This window comes from Arthrobacter sp. E44 (assembly GCF_041877125.1).
Taxonomy (GTDB): Bacteria; Actinomycetota; Actinomycetes; order Actinomycetales; family Micrococcaceae; genus Arthrobacter.
On sequence record NZ_JBHDJA010000025.1, the window covers coordinates 1 to 17,315 of the forward strand.

Here is a 17,315-nt window from a genome sequence, read left to right on the forward strand (position 1 = left end):
AAGACGCGGCAGGAACAAGTAAGGAAGTGGGCAGATCTCATGGCCACCGGCGGGCAGTTCTGCTGGCCGCCAGCGGGCACTTTCGTGGCCGCCTATGGGCAGTTTTTCATGGCCGCTAACAGATGGTCATGGTGGGGGCGAAGAAGGGATCCCAGCGGTCCGGGAATGGCATGGATCTGCCCAGGGATCTAATGTTCTCGCGTTCCAGTCTCCGGGTGATGGCGTTGATGGTGGTTTCAAGTTTCCGGCTCATCCGGCGGTGGTTGTAGTAGAGGGCTGCGCTGCGGGAGCCCCAGTAGTTGATGACGTCGAAGGGGCGCGTGCCCGCGTTCAGGATTGCGGCGAAGCCCCTGCCCACGGGGGCAGGGAGCATGCTGATGAGATGAACCAGCGGAAGCAGTGCGCGGACGATCATGTAGCCGAAGACCATGTGGAAGAGCAGTTCTTCGTTGGTCCATTTGGTGCCGTTGCTTTTGCGGTGGAGGTCCGCCGTGGTGGCGTTCGTCAGCCAGGCATCAAGGTCGGTCCGGGCCCGGCGGTAGCCGGCTAGGATCTCTTCCTGTTTCGATTCCATCTCGTCCTCCACGGTAGCCGGCCGGCTGTTCCAGAAGCGGCAACGTGACGGTGGCCGGGCAGCCTGTACTGGTCAAACTACTCACCCGGGGGGGCGGGGGATTCAAAGGTCGCGTGCCCGGTGTCGATGCCGTGCTGGTGAATGGCCCGGACCTGAGGCCAGTCCGACGGTTCCATGGCCCGGACCGTCAGGGTCGCGCTCACAGGGCGACCAGGAGGTTTGCGACGTCCTCCAGCGCGCCCGGGGCGAGCGAGAAGTAGGCCCAGGTGCCGCGCTTCTCACGCAGCAGCAGGCCCGCCTCGACCAGGATTTTCAGGTGATGGGACACCGTGGGCTGGCTCAGGTCCAGGGGCTCGGTGAGGTCGCATACGCAGGTCGAACCGGACGATGAGGCCTTGATGATGGACAGCAGACGGAGCCGGCTCGGGTCCGCCAGCGCCTTGAAAACGAGGGCCTTCTGCTGTGCTTCTTCAGCGCTCAGCGCCGGCTTGTCAGCCGGCACGCAGCAGGCGGTGTCGGCCTTGGGCTCAAAAGTTTGCAGAGAGTTCATGCGTCCCATTATGCACACAGATTGACATTCATCGATATAACCGGGAATACTCGCATATCGATCCCCGTCAATTTATTGCGAGCTGCACAGGAGAACCGTGAGCAATCGGACCGATACCCCACCCCTACGCCGGGAAGAAGTTGCCGTCGTAGGTAAACTCTCCACTCTTGACCGCTTCCTGCCCGTATGGATCATCGCCGCCATGGCGCTTGGTCTGCTGCTTGGCAGCCTGATCCCCGGTCTGAACACTGCGCTGGAGGCCGTGAAAGTCGGCGAAGTGTCCCTGCCGATCGCCATCGGCCTTCTCGTGATGATGTATCCGGTCCTCGCCAAGGTCCGCTATGATCAGGCGCACCGGGTGCTGGCCGACCGGAAGCTGATGATCACCTCGCTGGTGATCAACTGGATCCTGGCTCCGGCGTTCATGTTCGCCCTCGCGTGGATCTTCATCCCGGACCTTCCCGAGTACCGCACGGGGCTGATCATTGTCGGCCTCGCCCGGTGCATCGCCATGGTCATGATCTGGAACGACCTTGCCTGTGGTGACCGCGAATCCGCGGCCGTGCTCGTGTTCATCAACTCCGTCTTCCAGGTGCTCGCGTTCGGCGCGCTTGGCTGGTTCTACCTCCAATGGCTGCCGTCCCTCCTGGGCCTGCCCACCACCAGCGCAGATTTCTCGTTCTGGGCCATCACCCTCTCGGTGTTGATCTTCCTGGGCATCCCGCTGCTGGCCGGTTTCCTGACCCGCACCGTTGGCGAGAAGGCCAAGGGGAGGGACTGGTACGAAAGCAAGCTCCTGCCCAGGCTTGGACCCTGGGCTCTCTACGGACTGCTGTTCACCATCACGCTCCTGTTTGCGCTGCAGGGCGGCACGATTACCTCCAGGCCGCTGGACGTGGTCCGCATTGCAGTACCTCTGCTGGTTTACTTCCTCGTGGTCTTCGGGGTGGGCATGGTCCTTGGCCGGCTATTGAACCTTGGTTATGCCAAGACGACGACGCTGGCGTTCACGGCGGCAGGGAACAACTTCGAGCTCGCCATCGCCGTCGCGATTGGCACCTTCGGCGTCACCTCCGGACAGGCCCTCGCCGGCGTCGTCGGGCCGCTGATCGAGGTTCCCGTCCTCGTGGCACTGGTTTACGCGGCGCTATGGGCCCGCAAGCGCTACTTCCCCAGCAGCATCGGAACGAACGCATAACCTCCGCAGGGACGCCCGGATTGACTGAACAAATTAGGTCAGTCAGAATTGAATCAATGAACATTGATCAAGAAGTGACGTTTCAGGCCAGGGTAGCCAAGCATGCCGCCCTGGCCGATCCTGCGCGGCTGCGCATCGTGGACCTGCTGACCCTGGGCGACCTATCGCCCAAGGAGCTGCAATCCGAGTTGGGAATGCCGTCCAACCTGCTCTCCCATCACCTGCGGACATTGGAAGAGGCCGGCCTGGCGGTGCGGCTGCGCTCCGAAGCCGACAAGCGTCGCAGTTACTTCAAGCTCGCGCCCGCGGCCCTGGATGGCCTGGTCCCGGGTCGCGAGCATGATGCGCGCCGGGTCCTGTTCGTCTGCACCCGCAACAGCGCACGTTCGCAGCTGGCCGCTGCACTCTGGCGCAATGTCAGTACCGTTCCCTCGGTGTCGGCGGGAACGCATCCCGCGGAGCACGTGGCCCAGGGCGCCGTTGAGGTAGCGCGCCGCAATGGCCTTGACCTGCGGGATGCCCTGCCCCGCCGTATTGACCAGGTGGCCCTCGATGAAGACCTGATAGTCACCGTTTGCGATAACGCCCACGAGGAACTTTCCGGACTGCGCGGGATTCACTGGTCGGTTCCGGATCCACTGCGGCTGAACAATGACCTCGCGTTCGAGGACGCCTTCGCCGACATTTCACGCCGCGTCCATGATCTGGCTCTCCGCGTGCGGGCAGCCTGACCCGATTCAAAATATTGACAAACATCAATTTATGCGCCGATACTCAGTACATCGATGAATATCAATGTCTTTCGGGTATTGGTTCGGCATGACCACCCAGACCAAGCAACTGATTCCAGGAGATAACCAGTGAGCACTGAAACCGCCAAGAAGCCCTCCGTTCTGTTCGTCTGCGTCCACAACGCCGGCCGCTCCCAGATGGCCGCCGCGTTCCTGACCACCCTCGGCAAGGGCCAGATCGAGGTCCGTTCCGCCGGGTCCCAGCCTGCCGACAAGATCAACCCCGCGGCCGTCGAGGCGATGGCCGAGGTCGGCATCGACATGTCCGCCGAGGTTCCCAAGGTCCTCACCACCGAGGCCGTGAAGGAATCCGACGTCGTCATCACCATGGGCTGCGGTGACGAATGCCCCTACTTCCCGGGCAAGCGCTACGAGGACTGGGTCCTGGAAGACCCGGCCGGCAAGGGCGTCGAATCGGTCCGCCCGATCCGCGACGAGATCAAGACCCGCATCGAGGGCCTGATCGACTCGCTCATCCCCGCCGCCAAGTAACCGGCCCCCGGACACCAGGAGCGACACCCGTGAGCACCAACAACGCACCGGCCACCGCCGAACAGCTGATCATCATCGGATCCGGGCCCGCCGGCTACACCGCCGCCATCTACGCCGCCCGTGCCGGCCTGAACCCCCTGGTCCTCGCCGGCTCCGTCACCGCCGGCGGGGCGCTGATGAACACCACCGAGGTCGAGAACTTCCCGGGCTTCCCCGGAGGCATCCAGGGCCCGGAACTGATGGACGGGCTGCAGGAGCAGGCAGAGAAGTTCGGCGCCAAGGTCGTCTTTGACGACGTCACCGAGGTCCAGCTGACCGGCCACCTCAAACGCGTGGTCACCGGGGGAGGGGAGACCTACGAGGCGCCCGCCGTCATCCTGGCCACCGGCTCCGCGTATAAGGAGCTCGGGTTGCCGGAGGAGAAGAAGTTCAGCGGCCATGGTGTGTCCTGGTGCGCGACCTGCGACGGGTTCTTTTTCCGTGACCAGGACATCATCGTCGTCGGCGGCGGTGACTCGGCGATGGAGGAGGCGATGTTCCTGACCCGGTTCGGCAAGTCCGTCACCGTCGTCGTGCGCAAGAACGAACTCCGCGCCTCCCGCATCATGGCCCAACGGGCCAAGGACAACCCCAAGATCAGCTTCGCCTGGAACTCCGCCGTCACCGCCATCCACGGCGACGGAAAGGTCACCGGCGTGACCCTGACCGACACCGTCACCGGTGGAACCCGGCACCAGGGGGCAACCGGGATCTTCGTGGCCATCGGCCACGTACCGCGCACCGAACTGCTCACCGGCCAGGTGGACCTGGACGACGACGGCTACATCAAGGTCGATGCACCGACCACGGTCACCAACCTGCCGGGTGTGTTCGCGTGCGGCGACGCCGTGGACCACCGCTATCGCCAGGCCATCACCGCGGCCGGCACCGGCTGCGCGGCAGCCCTGGACGCCGAACGCTACCTCGCCGCGCTGGAAGATGCCGACAGCATCGCCACCGCCCTGGTCGAGGAACCCCGTCACGCCTGAAACTCCCACCCCGGGGAGGAGGTGAGTACCCATGGTTACAGACACCGGCTGCTGCGGCGGCACTGACTGCGACGACCAGGACTGCTGCTAAGGCGCACCGCCCTGCCCGGCCCCTTTCCCCCTCTGGGCCGGGCAGGCACCTCACACCACAACCAAACTGCCACCAACGGAAATGAGGAACACCATGGCTGAGAAGAACACGCTGCCCGTCGCCGTGATCGGAGCAGGACCCGTCGGCCTCGCGGCCGCCGCGCACCTGCTCGAACGCGGCCTGGAACCCCTCATCTTCGAAGCCGGCCCCACGGCAGGCGCCGCCATCGAACAATGGCGCCACATCCGACTCTTCTCACCCTGGCGCTACAACACCGACGCCGCCGCCCTCCGCCTGCTCGAAGCCGAAGGCTGGATCGCCCCACGGCCCACCGCCCTGCCCTACGGTGGCGAACTCATCGACAACTACCTCGCCCCGCTGGCCGCGCTGTCTGAGATTTCCTCGCGTCTGCAGGTGGGTGCCCGCGTCACTGCCGTCACCCGGCAGGGCCTGGACAAAACCCATGTCCGGGACCGGGACACCACCCCCTTCACCGTCCGGGTTGAGCACTCCGACGGAGAAACCCGCGACCACACCGTCGCCGCCGTCATCGACGCCTCCGGCACGTGGTCCCGCCGCAACCCGCTGGGCACCTCCGGGCTGCCCGCCATCGGCGAAGACACCGCTGCGGGCCGGATCTCCGCCCCGCTGCCGGACGTGACAGGGCGGGACCGTGCAGCGTTCGCCGGGCGCCGGGTCTTGGTCGTCGGCGCAGGCCACTCCGCAGCGAACACCCTCATCAGCCTCGCCGACCTCACGAAAGACGAACCGGACACCCGCATCCTCTGGGCAGTCCGCGGCGCCACTGCCGAGAAGGTCTACGGCGGCGGCGACGCCGACGGGCTGCCCGCCCGCGGCCAGCTCGGCGGCCGCGTCCGGCGCCTCGTCGAAGCAGGCAAGATCGAACTGCACACCAGCTTCGGCATCGCCGCCCTCAAAACCCTCGACTCCGGCGTGATCGTCGAGGCCGTGGACGGCCGCACGATCGAAGCTGACGTCATCGTGCCGTGCACCGGCTTCCGCCCTGACCTGGACATCCTGCGCGAACTCCGGCTCAACCTGGACCCGGCCGTCGAAGCCCCGGTGGAGCTCGGCCCCCTGATCGACCCCGAATTCCACTCCTGCGGCACCGTCCCGCCCCATGGGGCGCGACTGCTGGCCCATCCCGACAAGGACTTCTACATTGTCGGGATGAAGTCCTACGGCCGGGCCCCCACCTTCCTGCTGGCCACCGGCTACGAACAGGTCCGCTCTGTCGTCGCCGCCCTGGCCGGGGACCACGACGCCGCCGATACCGTCCACCTCGAGCTGCCCGAGACCGGGGTCTGCTCCACGGACGCCGGCACCAGCTGCGACGTCCCCACAACCACCGCCAAGGCAACCGGAGGGGCAGCGGAGGAGAGCGGGTGCTGCGCTGCACCCGAACCGGTACTCGTCGGCTTTCCCACCGGGCTGGCCCACGGCCGTTCCGGAATCAACTGACCCCGCACCGAAAACAACTGGATTGCTGCCATGACTGAGAACCGTGAGACCAGCCTCGGGCTGCAGGACAACACCGAAATCCTGCACCGCATCAGCGCCCGCCTCGGCGAGAAATTCCATGGCATTTTCGCGGCCGAAACGGTGGAGCGGTATGTCTTCGAGTCCTACGCCGCGCTGGCCCGGACGGCAAAAATCAGCAGCTACCTGCCCGCCACGACCGAACACTTCGCCGGCGACCGGCTCGCCGCCCTTGCCAAGTCCAAGGGCGCCATCGCCTCCGAGGTACCCGAGGTTCTGTTCGTCTGCGTACAGAACGCCGGCCGGTCCCAGATGGCCGCCGCGCTGCTCACCGTCGAAGCGAAAGGAAGGATCCACGTCCGCTCGGCCGGTTCCCTCCCGGCGGCGGAGCTGGATCCCGCCGTCGTCGCAGTGATGTCCGAGATGGGCCTGGACCTGACCCGGAACTACCCCAAGCCCCTCACCGACGACGTCGTTAGGGCCTCGGACGTGGTCATCACGATGGGCTGCGGCGACTCCTGCCCCATCTACCCGGGCAAGCGCTACGAGGACTGGGACCTGCCGGACCCCGCAGAGCAGCCCCTCGACAGAGTCCGGGAAATCCGCGACCAGATCCACGACCGGGTTAAAACCCTGGTCGACTCACTCACAAAGGAAACAACGCACCCATGACCACCGAAACACCCGGCCAGCACAGGCCTGCAGTGCTCTTCGTCTGCAGCAAAAACGGCGGCAAATCCCAGCTCGCCGCCGGACTCATGCGCGACCTCGCCGGAGACACCATTGCCGTGTACTCCGCCGGCACCAAACCCGGCAAGGACCTCAACCCCCAGGCCGTGGAATCCTTGACCGAGCTCGGCATCGACATCACCGGTGAACACCCCAAACCGGTCACCGAGGAGGTCCTGGACACGGTCGACGCCGTCGTCGTCCTGGGCACCGAAGCGAAGCTCGAACCCCACGAGGGCACCCGGTTTGAAGTCTGGGAGACCGACGAGCCCTCCGAACGGGGCATTGAAGGCATGGAACGCATGCGCCTGGTCCGGGACGACATCAAGAACCGGGTCCAGAAGCTCTACACGGAGCTCACCGGGAACTAGGCGATGTCCGCCCAGGCGCCGGTACAGGAACTGGTCGCGGAGGGTGCACCCCGCGGCGGCCTGGCCGCGCTCTGCATCACGCAGACCACGGCCTGGGGTGTGCTCTACTACGCGCTGCTGGCGGCAGTCCGGCCCATCAGCGAGGACACCGGCTGGGACGCGGCCCTGGTCACCGCGGCGTTTTCTGCCGGGCTCGTGGTGTCCGCGGCCGCGGGAATCGCGGTCGGCCGAATCCTGGACAGGACCGGCCCCCGCCACCTGATGGCCGGCGGTTCGCTGCTCGGAGCCCTGGCATTGGTCCTGGTCAGTGCCGCACCCAACCTGCCCGTTTTCACGGCGGCGTGGCTGCTGGCCGGGACCGCGCAGGCAGCGGTGCTGTATCAGTCAGCCTTCACCGTGATCAGCCGCTGGTACGGCCCGGCCCGGGTCAGGCCGCTGACGATCCTGACCCTCGTCGCCGGTTTCGCGTCCACGATATTCGCCCCGCTCACGGCGGCGCTGTGCTCAACCTTTGGGTGGCGCGCTGCTTTCCTCATCCTCGCCGGCGTGCTGGTGCTGGTCACCGTTCCGCTGCACGCCCGCTGCCTGAACAGAGCATGGCGGCACGTTGAGCCGGGATTATCACCAGCTGGTGACAGGGCGCGTGTCCGGTCCATCCGGCGCAGCCCGGAATTCCTGGGACTGCAGGCACTCATGGTCCTGCTCAGCCTCGGCCTGTACACCGTGACGCTGAACATCATCCCGCTGCTCATGGAAAAAGGCGCCGACCACACCGCGGCCGCGGTCGGCCTCGGACTCGTCGGGGCAGGACAAGTAGCCGGACGCATGCTCTTCGCCGCCATTCCCGCCACGACGCGCATCATCGCCGTCAGCGGAACTGCCACCGGCGCCATCCTTCTCCTGGCTCTCCTGCCAGGACCGGCGCCCCTGCTGATCGCCGCCGGCATGCTCGCCGGTGCCGTCCGCGGCTGCCAGACACTGCTGCAGGCCACCCTCGTCGCCGACAGATGGGGAAGCACCAGCCTCGGGCTCCTGCAGGGCACGTTCGCCGCACCCCTCACCATCATCACCGCCCTCGCCCCCGCAGCAGGCTCCGCACTGGCCGGCCTGCTTGGCAGCTACACAGCCATGGCCTACGCCATGGCAGCCGCTGCAGGGATGGCCGCGGGCCTGACTGTCCTGGGTCCACTCCGCATCCGCCAAGGACAGCGACATGGACGATAAAGGATGGATCACCGGGCCCATCGTGCTGGGCGTCAAATGGACCTTTTCCCCCCACCTAATCCACACTGCGGCGGAGCTGGCGACCGCGCTGGGACGACATCTTATCTGTGCCTTCGTCGACCCGGCCGGTTACCTCACGGAATGGGAACCGGGTCCGTCCAGGACCGCGCAGTCCCTCGAACCAGCCCCTAATGAAGAGGCCCAATATCCGGCCGACGAACTGCGGCACCGCCTGGAATCACTCCTGGGGCCGCCCGGAAAGCAATGGTCCTTCCGTGTGCTCAACGGTGACGTTTCCAAGGCACTATGCCGCCTGGCCGAAAACACTGGAGCTTGCCTGCTGATCGTCGGAGCTGACCGCCAAGGACCACTGGGAAGGATGGACAGGATCCTCGAAGGGTCCATCTCAGGATCCTTGGCCCGCCGACAGAAACGTCCAGTCCTCATCGTTCCCAACGAAAAATAGCCAAACTCTGGCGGTCACGACGCCTGGCTTCTGGTCTTTCCCCGGACCGGGCGGCCAGGAAAAGGGGCGCCCCGGAAGTCCTCTTCCGGCGGACACAACTCGTCCTGGGCGGTTTATGCCCATTGCGGGCAGGTGGCGCCGTCCAAGCAACTCAACGCTGGCCGTTCAATGCCGCAGGGATCCTCACCTCGGACGGATGACTGTGACAGGTTTGAATGGCCCCGGTAGGACGGTTATCTCTGGCCCCACTTCATGACTCGCCGGGCACCTTGTGACGGTTATATGTGGCCCCACCTTCAACCTTGGATTCATCAGTGTATGGATGCGGCGGAAGGCTGGTCTGGATGGAGTCGAGAGTGGAGTTGTTCGCGCAGATCCGAAGGGATGCCCGGGTCGAGGGCCTCTCGGTCCGTGCACTAGCGGCTAGGCACAGGGTTCACCGAAGGACTGTGAGACAGGCTCTGGAATCTGCTTCCCCTCCCGAACGCAAACCACGACAAGGCGTGGCCTGGCGGTTGGAGCCGTTCAAGCCTGCGATCGATGCCATGCTGACCGAGGATACGACGGCGCCACGGAAGCAACGCCATACTGCCCGCCGGATTCTGGCCCGGCTCATTGAGGAGCGCGGGGCGGAGGAGTTGTCGTATTCGACCGTGCGTGACTATGTGCGGGTCCGTCGGGCTCAGATCGATGTGGAGGCCGGCCGCCGGGTTGAAGTATTCGTCCCGCAGGAGCATGCCCCGGGTGCGGAGGCGGAGGTGGATTTCGGTGAAGTCTGGGTGGTCCTGAATGGTGTGAAGACGAAGTGTCATATGTTCGTCTTCCGGTTATCCCATTCCGGCAAGGCGATCCACCGGATTTACCCGACACAGGCCCAGGAAGCGTTTCTGGAAGGCCACATCGCCGCCTTCCAAGTTTTGGGCGGCATCCCAACGAAGCACATCCGCTACGACAATCTCACCAGCGCGGTCAGTGCCGTGGTGTTCGGGCAGGGCCGGAACCGTGTGGAGAACGATCGGTGGGTGTTGTTCCGCTCGTTCTACCCGTTTACTGAACTACGACACGCGTTTGTGCTGGTTGACGCCTAGATTCTGGTTCGCTGACTACGGTCTGTCTTGTGATGAGCGAAGACGTGGACAGAGACCTGGCTCGACTGTCGGTGCCGCTGGTAGGGGCGGTTGAAAGCACAGGGGACCTGTGTCGGCCGTGTCGGCTAGTTGATGCCGGAGGCGCACCGATCGCGGCGGTATCGGCGTTCTTCGACGAGTTGCAGGCGGCAGGCAGATCGGCCTCGACGCTGCGTTCCTACGGGATGGACCTGCTGCGGTGGTTCCGCTTCCTCTGGGAGATCGACGTCGCCTGGAACCGGGCGAGCCGGGTCGAGGCCCGTGACTTCGCCCGCTGGATGCTGGTATCGGGCAAGCCGCAACGATCGCATTGGCGCAGGCCCGGCGAATCAGTGAAGCGCCGGGCGAAGCCGGTCCCGTATTCGCCCGCGGTCCGGGCACACACCGAGACGGTGCTGCGCCGGTTCTACGACTTCCACCTCGACACAGGAACCGGGCCACTGCTCAACCCGTTCCCGTTGGAGCGTCCACGGCGCGGGGGTCGTGCGCATGCCCATCACAATCCAATGGAGCCCCACCGAAACGAACGCAGCGGCCTGTTCCGGCCGCGACTTGCCTCGAGGATCCCGCGCAGCATTCCTGACGCGAAATTCAACGAGATCTTTGCGCGCCTGCCCTCACATCGGGATCGTGCGCTGGTTGCCTTCTATGTCTCCACCGGGGCCAGGGCCTCGGAGCTGTTGTCGGCCCTGCGCAGCGGTGTTGATCCGGGCCGGCAGGTGATCACAGTGATCCGGAAAGGCTCGGGGGCGAGTCAGGAGCTGCCGGCTTCAACTGACGCGTTCGTTTGGCTCCGGCTCTATGAGCTCGAGATGCAAGGACGCCTGCCGAAAGGGCGATCGATGCCGATCTGGTGGACGCTCCGGGAGCCCTATCGTCCCCTGACTTACCATGCGGCGCACCGAATGTTCGAGCGGGCGGTCCGTGCGGCAGGGAGCGATGCGACGCTCCACGGGCTGCGGCATACGGCGGCCTACCGGATGGCCGAAGACCCGAATCTGCCATTGACCGATGTCCAGTTCGTGCTCGGGCACGCGCTGCTGACGACCACGCAGATCTACCTCACTCCGCGCAAGCAGGAAGTAATCCGGCGGGTCTTGGAGCACCACGAGCAACAGACCCGCCAAGCCGAGCGCCGGGCAGTTCCAGCGCCGGCACCGGGCTATGCGCCCGAGACCCTGCAAATCCTGTTCGGAAGGTCATGACTATGACTGTCCTGGTCGTTGACGATCCCAAAGCTCACCGCAGTACCCAGCAGGTCACCGCACCACTGCTGAGCGAATCACTTCGGGCCCGGCCGACCGCCACGCGCTGGGCTGCAACGATGCTGGACCGGGACGCAGCGTTGACCCGCATGAGATCGCGACATGTAGAGGCGAGCGATCACATCAAGATCCCCCGTCAGGGCAGTCAATGGGTTCTGGACTGGCTTGACGAGCATCCGGGCGCGACGTGGCAGGAACGATGGTCGGCGACCGGCGTTGAAGCAGCAGGTCGGCCCTGGCGGCAGATTCCCCTGGCCTGGCTGCGAAACCTAGGCAGGGAGAGCCAATGGAATGACGAACAGTTCCTCCGCTCGCTCCACATCGTATTCGGCGCCGACCTGATCCGCCCCTCACTCTCCTGGCTCTGCATCGCGGCATTCGGGTCCGGGTCCTTGGCCCGGACTATGGCGGCCATGCGCGACCCTGCCGGATTCGCCGAACTCCGGGCCAAATGCACCGCCGACCCGAACGTCTCCCAGACTGCACTGACCCGCAACCTATACCGCGCCGCCGCGCTGGTCTCGGCCATGGGCGGGACGATCAGCGACATCACCCCCGGTGATGTCGTGGAAGTATTGGACGCCGAAGCCTCCACGCGCGGCACCACTATCGGCTCGACCGGCCTGTTCTACCGGCTGCTGCACGAGATGGGCTCCTTCGGACCCGACGCGCCAGCCACGTTGCGCCACTTGCGCGTCGCCGGACAGAAAACCCCCGAACAGATGATCGACCAGTACCAACTCTCTTCCGACCACATCCGCGGTCTCTTGATCGCTTACCTCAAGGAACGCCAGGCAAGCCTCGACTACAGTAGTCTGACCTCGATCACCTACCACTTGGCGGGGCTGTTCTGGGCCGATCTGGAACGCCATCACCCGGGCATTGACAGCCTCGACCTCCCCGCCGGCGTCGCCGCGGCCTGGAAGCGGAGACTGCGCACCATCACCCGTTCCGTCACCGACTCCGATGGCCGTAAACGTGATGCCGAAGTCGAGCGGGTCAGTTACCGCGAATGCCTGACTCCTGTCCGGGCGCTCTACCTCGACCTGGCTCAGTGGGCCGTCGAGGACCCGGCCCGCTGGGCGCACTGGGTCGCCCCTTGCCCGATCGGAAGGGAGGAGATCGACCGCCGGAAGGCCAAGCGCCACCTGAAGTCCCGCATGGACGCCCGCACGCGAGAACGCCTACCGGTCCTGCCAGTCCTGGTCGAGAGCGTGAACCGGCGCCGGAAGGAAGCCGCCGAACTGTTCGAATCAGCAACCCGGACGGCCCCGGGAGCGACGTTCACCGCGGCCGGTCAAAACCTGATGCGAGTGGCTCCATCCCGAGCGGCTGCCGTGAAGATCTGGGCAGTCGAACCCGACACCGGTCAGCGGCGCGATTTGGGTCGCGAGGAAGAACACGCGTTCTGGGCTTTCGCCGCCGTCGAGACCCTTCGGGCTACCGGGATCCGCGTCGAGGAACTCACCGAACTGTCCCACCACAGTCTGATCCAATACCGGCTGCCCACCACCGGAGAAATCGTTCCCTTGCTGCAGATCGCGCCGTCAAAGACCGATACCGAGCGGCTGCTGGTGGTCAGTCCCGAACTAGCCGACGTCCTCAGCCTGATCATCCGCCGCGTCCAGAACCCGAAGACCGGAGCCATTCCGCTGGTCGAAGCATACGACGACCACGAGCGAGTCTGGAGACCAGCGGCGCCTCTCCTTTTCCAGCGCCGCGTCGTGGGCGAGCACCGCGCGATGAGCGCGGGACTGATCCGCAAACTGCTCACCGCAGCCTTGGAACATTCCGGCCTGGTCAATCCCGTCACGGGAGAACCGCTGCACTTCACACCGCACGACTTTAGAAGGCTGTTCATCACCGAAGCCGTCCTCAGTGGGCTGCCGCCACACATCGCGCAGATCATTGCCGGCCACCGAGACATCAACGTCACCATGGGCTACAAGGCCGTCTACCCCACCGAGGCCATCGACGCCCACCTGGCATTCCTCGCCCGCAGACGGTCGCTACGGCCCAGCGAGGAATACCGCACCCCCACCGAAGAAGAATGGAAAGAGTTCCTCGGGCACTTCGAGAAACGCAAAGTCGCGGCCGGGACCTGCGGACGAGCGTTCGGAACACCTTGCATCCACGAGCACGCCTGCATCCGCTGCCCGATGCTTTGGCCCGACCCTGCCCAGCATGGCCGGCTCCTCGAGATCCGCGACAACCTCCTTGCCCGCATCGCCGAGGCTGAACGGGAAGGATGGATCGGCGAGATCGAAGGCCTGCAAGTCAGTCTCGCAGGAGCCGAAGACAAACTCGCCCAGGCTCAACGGCGCCGGACGGGCCAACCGACTGTCTCTCTCGGGTTGCCCTCCGCCAAGAAAATTTGATCATCACCGACAGCGCCAGCCATCCCTTTCGAGCGAGTTCAGAGAATACGGCTTCGATGCCTTCTACTGCCAGCCCGGCATCGCCGGAGCCCACGAGAAGGGCGGGGTCGAGGGCGAAGTGGGCTGGTTCCGCCGCAACCGGCTTTCCCCAATGCCTGTTGCTGAATGCCTGGGCGAGCTCAACGACCGGATCCGGGAGTGGGAAGCCTGGGACGACCGCCGGCGGATCAATGACCGGATCCGCACCATCGGCCAGGACTTCACCGACGAGCAGCCGTTCCTGGCTCCGCTGCCCGGAGAGGTTTTCGACCCGGGTCTGGTGCTGACGCCGCGGGTGGACCGGTCTTCGATGATCACGGTGCGGATGGTGAAGTATTCCGTCCCGGCCCGGCTCATCGGCAGAAGGGTCCGGGTGTCCTTGCGGGCATCTGAGGTCGTGGTGTTCGACGGCCGTGCCGTGGCCGCTAGGCATCAACGGATCGTGGCCAAGAACGGACAATCCGTGCAACTGGACCACTACCTGGAGGTCCTCAAGGCCAAACCCGGCGCGCTGCCCGGTTCCACCGCGCTGGCCAGGGCGCGGGAGTCCGGCGCGTTCACCAGCGCGCACGAGGCTTTCTGGGCTGCCTCCCGGCGCGTCAACGGCGATGCGGACGGGACCCGTGAACTCATCGATGTCCTGCTGCTCCACCGCTCCATGGACCCCGGCGACATCCAGGCGGGGATCGCCGCTGCCCTAGGAGTGGGTGCTGTCGGCGCCGACGTCGTCGCGGTCGAAGCCCGTAGACACGCCTCAAACATCCCCGCGGGTGGGCCCGGTTCGGATAGTCATCCCGGTGCTCATGTGGAAGTGAATGTGCAACGGGTTGTCAGTCTTACCCAGCGCCGTCTCATGGACCCCGCCGCGGTCATCGCAGGACTCCCGCCGGACACCCGGCCAATGCCCTCGATCAGCGCCTATGACGAGCTGCTGGCCAAACGCACCCATACCGAAGGAACAGTGTCGAAGGAGAACATCTCATGAGCCCCAGCGTCCCTGGAACAAGCATCACTCCGACCCTGCGCCGGCGGCGTGGCCTGACCGAGCAGGCGGCGGTCGCGGCCGTGGACCAGGCCTGCCGGCGGCTCCGGCTGCCAACGATCCGGGCCGTCCTGGACGAAGCCCTCACCGTCGCGGGGAAGGAACAACTGTCCTATCAGGGGTTCCTGGCGGAGCTGTTGCTGGCCGAGTGTGATGACCGGGACCGGCGCTCCTCCATCCGCAGGGTCAAAGCCGCGGGCTTCCCGCGGGATAAGTGGCTCGGGGATTTCGATTTCGACGCGAACCCAAATATTAACCCCGCCACGATCCACACGCTGGCCACCGGGGACTGGATCCGCAAAGGCGCGCCCCTCTGTCTCATCGGCGATTCCGGGACCGGTAAATCCCACCTGCTCATCGGGCTCGGCACCGCAGCGGCCGAGAAGGGCTACCGGGTCAAATACACCCTCGCCACCCGGCTCGTGAACGAACTCGTCGAGGCCTCTGATGAGAAAGTCTTGGCCAAGACCATTGCCCGCTACGGGCGCGTGGACTTGTTGTGTATTGACGAACTTGGCTATATGGAACTGGACCGGCGCGGTGCAGAGCTGTTGTTCCAGGTCCTCACCGAACGCGAAGAAAAGAACTCCGTGGCCATCGCCAGCAACGAGTCGTTCTCCGGCTGGACCAAGACATTTACGGATCCACGACTCTGTGCAGCCATCGTGGACCGTCTGACATTCAACGGCACCATCATCGAAACCGGCACTGACTCTTACCGACTCGCCCGCAGTCTCGCAACGGCCCAGGGCCAGTAAGCGCGGTCCAGGCCCTCCGTCCGAGAACGTGTCCTCGGGCTCGGAGAAGACGCGGAGCGGAGGTATCGTAGAACCCAGACCAGATATCGGATTTCGATATCTGTATTCGACATTGGGAGTGCGATGCGTGAATTGATGCGTGCAGCCGTGCGACTCCACATCCTCCACCACGCCGCCGAGGAAGACATCCACGGCGCCTGGATGTCCGAAGAGCTGGCCAACCACGGGTATTCCATTTCTCCCGGAACCCTGTATCCGACACTGCACCGGATGGAGCAGGACGGCCTGCTGGTCTCCCGCCAGGAAGTAGTCGGCGGCAGGCCCCGCCGCGTCTACCGGGCTACGACAGCAGGCCTTGACGCCCTGGCTGAAGGCCGCAGGTCCATTGCTGAACTCGCCGCCGAAGTCCTCCCCACGTCCCCGAAGGAGAACCCGTATGAGTAACCCTCAGGCCCTGGCCCGCCGGTTGGGAACATTCGACGCGTCCGTCATCGGTCTTGGCTCGATGATCGGCGCCGGTGTGTTCGCGGCATTCACCCCTGCAGCGGCCGCGGCAGGGTCCGGCCTGCTGGTTGGTCTGGTCGTCGCGGCCTTCGTGGCGTTCTGCAACGCCACATCCTCCTCCCAGCTCGCCGCCGTCTACCCGACCTCAGGCGGAACCTACGTCTACGGCCGTGAACGGCTCGGTCCCTGGTCCGGATTCCTGGCAGGGTGGGGATTCGTGATCGGCAAAACCGCCAGCGCCGCGGCCATGGCCATGACCTTCGCCGCCTACGCCGCCCCGGCAGGGTGGGAACGTCCCGTGGCCATCGCCGCCGTGATCGTTCTCGCCGCCGTGAACTACCACGGCGTAACAAGGACAGCCGGGCTGACCCGCATCCTCGTCGTCGCCGTGCTGGCAGCCCTCGCGATCGCCGTTGCGGCCTGCTGGGGAGGCTCCTCCCCGGACCCGGCAAGGATTCTCGGGGACGGGCTGCTGGCTCACGGCTGGTACGGGATCCTGCAATCCGCGGGGCTGTTGTTCTTCGCCTTCGCCGGCTACGCCAGAATCGCGACCATGGGCGAAGAAGTCCGTGACCCCAAACGCACCATCCCCCGCGCTATCGGTATCGCCCTGGGCATCACCATCATCGTCTACGCCGTCATTGCCGTCACCCTCCTGGCGACCATCGGCCCCGAAGGAGTGGCAACCAACCCCACACCCCTCGCCGCCGCGGTAGAAGCCGGGTCGATGTCATGGGCTGGCCCCGTAGTCCGGGCAGGAGCAGCTGTCGCGGCACTGGGCGCCCTGCTGGCCCTCATTGCCGGGCTGGGACGAACCAGCCTGGCCATGGCCCGCGAACACGACCTTCCGCACTGGCTCTCCGCCGTCCACCCCCGCTACAAAGTTCCCCACCGGGCCGAGACCACCCTGGCCGTGGTGATCTGCGCGATCATCTCCGTCGCCGACCTGCGAGGCGCGATCGGTTTCTCCTCGTTCGGCGTGCTGATCTACTACCTGGTCGCCAACATCGCCGCTTTCACGCAGCCGGACACGGACCGCCGTTATCCCAAAGCACTGCAAGTACTTGGCGCCGTGGCATGCGTTGCCCTGGTTACCACCCTCCCGCCGCTGTCTGTGGTGCTCGGCATCCTCATGTTCGCGGCAGGAATCATCCTGCGCCTGGTCAGGCTAAGCAGAAAATCCTGACC

Annotated in this window: 16 protein-coding genes and 2 pseudogenes; 16 read left to right on the forward strand and 2 right to left on the reverse strand. The window is 65.3% G+C overall.

The window, feature by feature from the left end:
* Window positions 1–115: 115 nt before the first annotated feature.
* Together ACETK3_RS18130 and ACETK3_RS18135 are read right to left on the reverse strand one after the other, a co-directional pair.
* Window positions 116–574: a DinB family protein gene (locus ACETK3_RS18130; protein WP_237429424.1), complete on the reverse strand. Its 459-nt coding sequence runs from the start codon at window positions 572–574 to the stop codon at window positions 116–118.
* A gap of 199 nt (window positions 575–773) precedes the next feature.
* Window positions 774–1,124, reverse strand: a complete 351-nt coding sequence (locus tag ACETK3_RS18135) for a helix-turn-helix transcriptional regulator (protein WP_237429425.1) — start codon at window positions 1,122–1,124, stop codon at window positions 774–776.
* Window positions 1,125–1,221: 97 nt separating this feature from the next.
* Here ACETK3_RS18135 and arsB point away from each other — a divergent pair, with 97 nt between their 5' ends.
* The 16 genes and pseudogenes from arsB to ACETK3_RS18215 all read left to right on the forward strand — a co-directional run bounded on the left by arsB (window position 1,222) and on the right by ACETK3_RS18215 (window position 17,313).
* The gene (gene arsB / locus ACETK3_RS18140; RefSeq protein WP_306971849.1) at window positions 1,222–2,322 is read left to right on the forward strand and encodes an ACR3 family arsenite efflux transporter; all 1,101 of its coding nucleotides are present in this window, start codon (window positions 1,222–1,224) and stop codon (window positions 2,320–2,322) included.
* A gap of 56 nt (window positions 2,323–2,378) precedes the next feature.
* On the forward strand, window positions 2,379–3,053 hold the full coding sequence (locus ACETK3_RS18145; RefSeq protein WP_237429426.1) for a helix-turn-helix domain-containing protein: 675 nt from the start codon (window positions 2,379–2,381) through the stop codon (window positions 3,051–3,053).
* Window positions 3,054–3,182: 129 nt separating this feature from the next.
* On the forward strand, window positions 3,183–3,605 hold the full coding sequence (locus ACETK3_RS18150; RefSeq protein WP_237429427.1) for an arsenate reductase ArsC: 423 nt from the start codon (window positions 3,183–3,185) through the stop codon (window positions 3,603–3,605).
* A 29-nt stretch (window positions 3,606–3,634) separates the two neighbouring features.
* Window positions 3,635–4,633 carry a thioredoxin-disulfide reductase gene (trxB, locus tag ACETK3_RS18155; protein ID WP_237429428.1) on the forward strand — a complete coding sequence of 333 codons (999 nt, stop codon included), beginning with the start codon at window positions 3,635–3,637 and terminating at the stop codon, window positions 4,631–4,633.
* 184 nt (window positions 4,634–4,817) lie between these two features.
* Window positions 4,818–6,206 (forward strand): FAD-dependent oxidoreductase, encoded by a 1,389-nt coding sequence (locus ACETK3_RS18160; RefSeq protein WP_237429429.1) that lies wholly within the window; start codon window positions 4,818–4,820, stop codon window positions 6,204–6,206.
* Window positions 6,207–6,236: 30 nt separating this feature from the next.
* Window positions 6,237–6,896, forward strand: a complete 660-nt coding sequence (locus ACETK3_RS18165; protein WP_237429430.1) for an arsenate reductase ArsC — start codon at window positions 6,237–6,239, stop codon at window positions 6,894–6,896.
* On the forward strand, window positions 6,893–7,324 hold the full coding sequence (locus tag ACETK3_RS18170) for a low molecular weight phosphatase family protein (protein WP_237429431.1): 432 nt from the start codon (window positions 6,893–6,895) through the stop codon (window positions 7,322–7,324). The genes ACETK3_RS18165 and ACETK3_RS18170 overlap by 4 nt, the downstream gene beginning before the upstream one ends.
* 3 nt (window positions 7,325–7,327) lie before the next feature.
* Window positions 7,328–8,548: an MFS transporter gene (locus tag ACETK3_RS18175; RefSeq protein WP_237429432.1), complete on the forward strand. Its 1,221-nt coding sequence runs from the start codon at window positions 7,328–7,330 to the stop codon at window positions 8,546–8,548.
* Window positions 8,538–9,014 carry a universal stress protein gene (locus tag ACETK3_RS18180; protein WP_237429433.1) on the forward strand — a complete coding sequence of 159 codons (477 nt, stop codon included), beginning with the start codon at window positions 8,538–8,540 and terminating at the stop codon, window positions 9,012–9,014. Before ACETK3_RS18175 ends, ACETK3_RS18180 begins: the two co-directional genes overlap by 11 nt.
* Window positions 9,015–9,358: 344 nt before the next feature.
* Window positions 9,359–10,063, forward strand: a pseudogene (gene istA / locus ACETK3_RS18185) (IS21 family transposase); the annotation flags it as partial.
* 71 nt (window positions 10,064–10,134) lie between these two features.
* Entirely contained in the window at window positions 10,135–11,346 is a 1,212-nt protein-coding gene (locus ACETK3_RS18190) for a site-specific integrase (protein ID WP_028264596.1), read from the forward strand.
* A 2-nt stretch (window positions 11,347–11,348) separates the two neighbouring features.
* Entirely contained in the window at window positions 11,349–13,784 is a 2,436-nt protein-coding gene (locus ACETK3_RS18195; protein ID WP_028264595.1) for a site-specific integrase, read from the forward strand.
* A 46-nt stretch (window positions 13,785–13,830) separates the two neighbouring features.
* Window positions 13,831–14,808 (forward strand): annotated as a pseudogene (locus ACETK3_RS18200) (IS21 family transposase); the annotation flags it as partial.
* Window positions 14,805–15,623 carry an IS21-like element helper ATPase IstB gene (gene istB / locus ACETK3_RS18205; protein WP_373993306.1) on the forward strand — a complete coding sequence of 273 codons (819 nt, stop codon included), beginning with the start codon at window positions 14,805–14,807 and terminating at the stop codon, window positions 15,621–15,623. The pseudogene ACETK3_RS18200 and the gene istB, both read left to right, overlap by 4 nt.
* Window positions 15,624–15,746: 123 nt before the next feature.
* Entirely contained in the window at window positions 15,747–16,067 is a 321-nt protein-coding gene (locus ACETK3_RS18210; protein ID WP_094180403.1) for a PadR family transcriptional regulator, read from the forward strand.
* Window positions 16,060–17,313 (forward strand): APC family permease, encoded by a 1,254-nt coding sequence (locus ACETK3_RS18215; protein ID WP_094180404.1) that lies wholly within the window; start codon window positions 16,060–16,062, stop codon window positions 17,311–17,313. Before ACETK3_RS18210 ends, ACETK3_RS18215 begins: the two co-directional genes overlap by 8 nt.
* Window positions 17,314–17,315: the final 2 nt, after the last annotated feature.